Raw genomic sequence first — 4626 nt, 5'->3', positions numbered from 1 at the left:
CCCCCCCGGGGCGGCGCACCCCGCAGTCGTCCTGCGGTCGTAGACTGGCCCGCATGAGCGATTTCTGGCCCGCCGTCTATGCCTTGATCCCCTCGGTGGGGGTCGGCATCCTCTTCTATTTCGCGATGCGTGCGATCGTGCGTGCGGACCGTAACGAGAGGCTTGCCATGGCCGAGCTCGACGCCCGGGCAGAGCAGGCCGAGCTCCGTGCGCAGGCGTCGGGGGATTCTTCGACGACTTCTCGGTAGTCGCGACACGTGCTTTGCCTTTGACGTGATTCCCTCAAAATGGCACACTTCGAGATACCAGCATCAATTCTCGAAGACGCGAGGTAGCACAGTGGCACAGAAGGTCCAGGTAATTCTCGTCGACGACGTCGACGGTGGAGCGGCGGACGAGTCCGTGACGTTCGCCCTCGACGGCGTCTCCTACGAGATCGACCTCAGCTCGGCTCACGCCCAGGAATTGCGCGACGCCTTTGCGCCGTGGGTCGGTCACGCACGCAAGGTCACGCGCGGAACTGCTCGCCCGGCGGCCCGCAAGACGCGTTCTTCCGCAGCGGGTCCGTCGCGTGCGACGGAGATCCGTGAATGGGCACGCGCGAATGGTTACACGGTCAGCGAGCGTGGCCGAATCTCGGCCGACGTCCAGCAGGCGTACGACGCAGCGCACTGATCCGCTGTCCTTGTCGGGGGCGTCCCGCCCGGTCTCCGCGCTGCGGGGTCGGTCGGAGCGCCCCTGACGCACGTCCGGGTGCTACTAGGCTCGGGGCATGACTTCTCCCTCGTCGCCCGTGGGCGCCCCGGACTCGCGCACCCTCTGGCTCGGCACCTACCCCGACGGGGCGCCGGTCGGCAGTGGCGAGGGGATCTGGCGGGTGCCGGTCGACCCGTCGACGGGCGCGCTGGGCGAGCCGGTCCTGGCGGCCGTGACGCCGTCGCCGTCGTTCGTCGCGCTCGACCCGAGCGGTGCCCTCCTGTACGCGGTGACCGAGGACGAGCGGGGCGCGGTGAGCGGGTTCCGGGTCTCGCCGGACGGCGCGCTCGCCCACCTGGCGACGGTGCCCAGCGGTGGCACGCACCCGTGCCACGTGGTCGCGACGGACGACGCGGTCTGGGTCGCGAACTACGGCGACGGCACGTTCGCGGTGCTGCCGCTCGACGCGTCGGGCGCCCCGACCGAGGCCCTGCGCCTGGAGCACCGGGGTACGGGGCCGGACACCGACCGCCAGAGGGGGCCGCACGCCCACTTCGTCGGCGCGGTCGCGGGGGATCCCGTGGTGGCGGATCTGGGGACTGACGAGCTGCGCGCGTACCCGCGTGCGCTCGACGAGCTGCGGGACCTCGCGGACGCCGCCGCCCCGGCACGTGTCGTGGCGGCCCTCCCGGGCGGTGCGGGCCCGCGCCACTTCGCGGTCCTGCCGGACCCCGAGGGCTCTCCCGGGGCGCTCCTCGTCGCGACCGAGCTCGACGCACGCGTCTACGTCCTGGTCCCGTCGGGGGACGGCCGGTTCGAGATCGCCGGCTCGGTCCCCGCGACCGCCGCCCCGCTGCCCGAGGGCGGCCGGAACTACCCGTCGCACGTCGCGCTGAGCGAGGACGGGGCGCGCCTGTTCGTCGCGGTCCGCGGGGCCGACGTCCTGTCGACGTTCGCGGTGACGCGGGCGCCCGGGCCCGACGGCGCAGCCCCCGTCCTCGAGCACCTGTCCGACACCCCGCTGGGCGGGGCGTGGCCGCGGCACTTCGCGGTGCTGGCGCCCGTGGGCGACGCGACGCCCGTCGCGGACCTGGTCGTCGTGGCCAACCAGAACTCGTCCAACCTCGTGGTCCTGCGGGTCGACCGGACGGACGGTGCGGGCGTGCTCGTGGACGAGGTCGCTGTCCCTGTCCCGGCGTGCGTCGTGGAGGCCTGAGGGTTGTGAAGGAGTCGCCGCGCATCGCGATGCTCTCGGTGCACACCTCGCCGCTCGACCAGCCCGGCACGGGCGACGCGGGCGGCATGAACGTGTACATCACGGAGCTGGCGCGGGCGCTGGCCCGGCGCGGGGCGCAGGTCGAGATCTTCACGCGCGCGACGTCGTCGGCCCAGCCGCCCGTGGTCGAGGTCGAGGACGGCGTGCTGGTGCGCCACGTCGTGGCCGGTCCGTTCGAGGGGCTCGACAAGAACGACCTCCCGGGGCAGCTCTGCGCCTTCACGGCGGGGGTGCTGCGGGCCGAGGCGCGGCGGGACGCGGGCTGGTACGACGTGGTGCACACGCACTACTGGCTCTCCGGGCAGGCGGGCTGGCTCGCCGCGGACCGGTGGGACGTGCCGCTCGTGAACTCGATGCACACCATGGCCCGCGTGAAGAACGCTGCCCTGGCCCCGGGGGACGCCCCCGAGCCGCTCGGGCGGATCATCGGCGAGGAGCAGGTCGTCGCGGAGGCCGACGCGCTCGTGGCGAGCACGCCCGAGGAGTTCAAGGACCTCGTCGAGGAGTACGGCGCGGACCCGGCGAAGGTGCACGTCGTGCCGCCGGGCGTCGACCTCGACCTGTTCTCGCCGGCCGCGCCGGGCGAGACCAAGGAGTCGCTGCGGGCCGCCCTGGGGCTGCCGACCACGGGTCGGCTCGTGCTGTTCGCGGGGCGCGTCCAGCCGCTCAAGGCGCCCGACGTCCTGGTCCGGGCGCTCGGGGTGCTCGCGGACCACGACGAGCCGCTGCCGACGCTCGTGGTGCTCGGCGGGCCGAGCGGGCGCATGACGGCGGTGCGCGAGCTCGAGGCGCTCGCCTACCAGATGGGCGTCGCCGACCACGTGGTCGTGCGCCCGCCCGTGCCGCGCGACGAGCTCGTGCGCTACTACCGGGCCGCGGACGTCGTGGCCGTGCCGTCGCACAACGAGTCGTTCGGGCTGGTCGCGGCCGAGGCGCAGGCGTCGGGCACGCCCGTGGTCGCGGCGGCCGTGGGTGGGCTGCGGACGGTCGTCGAGGACGGGGTGTCGGGGATCCTGGTCCCGGACCACAACCCGTGGACGTGGTCGCGCACCCTGAGCGACCTGCTGGCCGACGACGAGCGCCGTGCCGGGCTCGCGACCGGGGCGCGGCGCGTCAGCGAACGGTACGGCTGGGACGCGACGGCAGAGGCCATGCTCGCGGTGTACGAGCAGGCGGCCGAGGCGCGGGCGGCGCGTCCGCGCTGAGGCGTGACCACGGCTCCCGCGAGGTTCCACGTCGGGGGAGCGCCTGGCCGGCTCCGTCGCCGCGAACCCTCTGCCTCGGCGGCCGCCCGGGGTCAGTCGTGCCGTTCGAGCACGAAGACCGGGATCTCCCGGTCGGTGCGCTCCTGGTAGCTCGCGTAGTCCGGGTAGGCCGCGACGGCGCGCTCCCACCACAGGGCCTTCTCCTCGCCCGTGACCTCGCGGGCCGTGTAGTCGTGGCGCTCGGGCCCGTCCTGGAGCTCGACGTGCGGGTTCGCCACGATGTTGTGGTACCAGACGGGGTGCTGCGGGGCGCCGCCGAGCGAGGCGACGACGGCGTAGGTGCCGTCGTGCTCGACGCGCATGAGCGGCGTCTTGCGGATCTTGCCGCTCTTCGCGCCCAGGGTCCACAGGATCACCACGGGCATCCCGCGCAGCGTCGTGCCCTTGGTCCCGCCTGAGGTCTCGTACAGCTCGGCCTGCTTGCGTGCCCAGTCGCTCGTGCTGGGTGCGTACTCTCCGGTGATCGGCATGCCTGGTACAACGCGTGGCGCGCGTCACCATTCCCGGAGCGGAGATTCCCGTTCCGTAGATGTTCGGTGACCATTTCCCGGGACAGCGCTGCCACCCGCGTCATGGTGCGGCAGGATGGTGACCATGACCTACACCCTCGTGCTGCTCCGCCACGGCGAGAGCGAATGGAATGCCAAGAACCTGTTCACCGGCTGGGTGGACGTCGCACTCTCGGAGAAGGGCGTCGAGGAGGCGAAGCGCGGCGGCACCCTGCTGACGGACGCGGGAGTCCTCCCCGACGTCGTGCACACCTCCCTGCTGCGTCGCGCGATCACCACCGCGAACCTCGCGCTGGACTCCGCGGACCGTCACTGGATCCCCGTGAAGCGCTCCTGGCGCCTCAACGAGCGCCACTACGGCGCTCTCCAGGGCAAGGACAAGAAGCAGACGCTCGCCGAGTTCGGCGAGGAGCAGTTCATGCTGTGGCGTCGTTCGTACGACGTGCCGCCGCCCGCGATCGAGCTCGGCTCGGAGTTCTCGCAGGACACGGACCCGCGCTACGCGGACGCCCCGGTCGTGCGGACCGAGTGCCTCAAGGACGTCCTCGAGCGCGCGCTGCCGTACTGGGAGGGTGAGGTCGTCCCCGACCTCAAGGCCGGCAAGACGGTCCTCGTCGCGGCGCACGGCAACTCGCTGCGCGCGATCATCAAGCACCTCGACGGCATCTCGGACGAGGACATCGCGGCTCTCAACGTGCCCACGGGCATCCCGCTCGTGTACGAGCTCGACGAGAACCTGGTCCCCGTGGTCAAGGGTGGCAAGTACCTCGACCCGGCTGCTGCGGCGGACGCGATCGCCGCGGTCGCGAACCAGGGTCGCTGATCGTCCCGTCGCCTCGACGCGAACGCCCGACGGCGCCGCTCCCCCCGCGGGGAGAGC

Annotated in this window: 6 protein-coding genes; 5 read left to right on the top strand and 1 reads right to left on the bottom strand. The window is 72.7% G+C overall.

Going from position 1 to position 4626, the window contains the following annotated elements:
* The first annotated feature begins 53 nt into the window (after positions 1-53).
* The 4 genes from NHG27_RS18845 to mshA all read left to right on the top strand — a co-directional run bounded on the left by NHG27_RS18845 (position 54) and on the right by mshA (position 3177).
* Positions 54-248 (top strand): hypothetical protein, encoded by a 195-nt coding sequence (locus tag NHG27_RS18845; protein WP_193718529.1) that lies wholly within the window; start codon positions 54-56, stop codon positions 246-248.
* A 91-nt stretch (positions 249-339) separates the two neighbouring features.
* Positions 340-675 carry a histone-like nucleoid-structuring protein Lsr2 gene (locus tag NHG27_RS18840; protein WP_193718530.1) on the top strand — a complete coding sequence of 112 codons (336 nt, stop codon included), beginning with the start codon at positions 340-342 and terminating at the stop codon, positions 673-675.
* A gap of 97 nt (positions 676-772) precedes the next feature.
* Entirely contained in the window at positions 773-1912 is a 1140-nt protein-coding gene (locus NHG27_RS18835) for a lactonase family protein (protein ID WP_497017339.1), read from the top strand.
* Positions 1913-1941: 29 nt separating this feature from the next.
* Entirely contained in the window at positions 1942-3177 is a 1236-nt protein-coding gene (mshA, locus tag NHG27_RS18830) for a D-inositol-3-phosphate glycosyltransferase (RefSeq protein WP_497017340.1), read from the top strand.
* A 92-nt stretch (positions 3178-3269) separates the two neighbouring features.
* On the opposite strand, the gene NHG27_RS18825 is transcribed toward mshA, so the two are convergent.
* Positions 3270-3707, bottom strand: coding sequence for a nitroreductase family deazaflavin-dependent oxidoreductase (locus NHG27_RS18825; RefSeq protein ID WP_497017338.1), 438 nt, complete (start codon positions 3705-3707; stop codon positions 3270-3272).
* Positions 3708-3831: 124 nt separating this feature from the next.
* On the opposite strand from NHG27_RS18825, the gene NHG27_RS18820 reads away from it, so the two are divergent.
* Positions 3832-4569 carry a phosphoglyceromutase gene (locus tag NHG27_RS18820; protein WP_193718533.1) on the top strand — a complete coding sequence of 246 codons (738 nt, stop codon included), beginning with the start codon at positions 3832-3834 and terminating at the stop codon, positions 4567-4569.
* The last annotated feature ends 57 nt before the right edge of the window (positions 4570-4626 follow it).

Source organism: Oerskovia sp. 140933 (assembly GCF_059651515.1).
Note: the sequence above shows the minus strand (reverse complement) of the source record. Positions and strands in the feature narration are given on the sequence as shown.

Excerpts from the sequence above, each read along its gene's own strand:
- NHG27_RS18845 (WP_193718529.1), top strand. The coding sequence starts at position 54 with ATGAGCGATTTCTGGCCCGCCGTCTATGCCTTGATCCCCTCGGTGGGG.
- NHG27_RS18835 (WP_497017339.1), top strand. The coding sequence starts at position 773 with ATGACTTCTCCCTCGTCGCCCGTGGGCGCCCCGGACTCGCGCACCCTC.
- mshA (WP_497017340.1), top strand. The coding sequence starts at position 1,942 with ATGCTCTCGGTGCACACCTCGCCGCTCGACCAGCCCGGCACGGGCGAC.
- NHG27_RS18825 (WP_497017338.1), bottom strand. The coding sequence starts at position 3,707 with ATGCCGATCACCGGAGAGTACGCACCCAGCACGAGCGACTGGGCACGC.
- NHG27_RS18820 (WP_193718533.1), top strand. The coding sequence starts at position 3,832 with ATGACCTACACCCTCGTGCTGCTCCGCCACGGCGAGAGCGAATGGAAT.